At 69.7% G+C, this 1,284-nt stretch carries 1 protein-coding gene; it reads right to left on the bottom strand.

What is annotated here, in order from left to right; genetic code table 11:
• On the bottom strand, positions 1-1,221 hold a 1,221-nt coding region (locus AC07AL_RS38580), incomplete at its 3' end, for an IS701 family transposase (RefSeq protein ID WP_478319571.1).
• Positions 1,222-1,284 lie beyond the last annotated feature (63 nt).

Here is a 1,284-nt window from a genome sequence, read left to right as displayed (position 1 = left end):
CCAGTCTGCGGTTTCGGCTGGCTGGGCCTGGTCCTGTGCTGTGGTTTCTTCGGCGAACCAGGCGTCCCAGCAGAAGGAGAATGCGCAGTTCACGAGGGTCTGGTGGCGGCGGATCGCTGTGTCGGAGCGGACCTGGAAGTCGGCCCGGCCTAGTTCGTCCTTGACCTGCTTGTGGCTTTGCTCGATCCAGTGCCGCAGGCCGTAGAGCCGGACGAGCTCGGCCAGGCCGGCGGGCGGGTGGGGACTGTCGGCGGTGCGGGGTGAGCCGGGTCGGGGCAGGTCGGTGGCCAGATACCAGGTGGCTTTGTCCGGCAGGGTGCCTGGGTCTGCGGTGGCCACCACCAGGCGGGTCCACCCGTCGGGTCCCCATGCTCCGAGGCGGGCGTCGGCGGCCCACCAGGTCTCGGTGTGCCCGTCGCGGAAGGTGCGGACAACCGGCGTCCACTCGCCTGGGTGCTCGGGATCTGTCCAGGTCAGGGCGTGTGCCGCTTCGACCGGGGTGTGCGCTTGGTCCCTGCAGGCCCAGGTACCGCGGCGGGGCTTGAGGGCCATGACGAACGGCAGGCCGGCCTCGCGCAGGGTGTGTCGGAACTCGTCGTGGTCGCCGTAGCCGCAGTCCGCCACCACCGCCCGGAACGTGACCCCGGCCCGCTGGGCCTGGCCGGCAAGGTCGGTGGCAAGCTGCGGCTTGGTGTGAAAGTCGGGGTCGTTGCGCTTCCTCGGGAAGTGGTGGGCCGGGGTGTAGGGCACCGCGTGTAGCGGATAGTAGAGGCGCTCATCCGCCCAGAGCGTGGTTACCGTGACGACGGCGTTGTGCGTCTTCCCGAGCCGGCCCGGCCACTGCCGCCCGACATGGGCGGTGGCCGTGCCGTCCTTGCGGTTTCCGGAGTCGTCGATCACCAACACGCCCTGGCCGTGTGGCGCGGTGGCCGGATCGGCCAGCAACAGCTCGAGCCGACGGGCGTTGACCTGCTCGAACTTCCACGTCGATTCCGACAGGAAGAACTGAAGCCGCTGCACCGCCGGATGCTGAGCCCCGGCCACCGGCTCGGCCCCGGCCAGGGCCGTGAGCGTCTTGTTCCGGTCCCGCGGCAGTAGCAGACCGGTCAGGTACTCGCGGAATCCTCGCCGCTGGGCGAGTGAGCTGAAGAGGTCGTCGAACCTGGCCGCGTACCCCTCGAGGGGCCCGGGAGCCGGTGGACAAGGTACGCGCGCGGTCATGGCAGCACCCCCGAAAGACTCTCCTCACCGATACTGCCGACCTGACCCCATGTCAACAAACCA

The sequence above is a fragment of the Kitasatospora sp. NPDC043949 genome, assembly GCF_056435365.1.
This window is presented reverse-complemented; position numbering and strand designations above follow the sequence as displayed.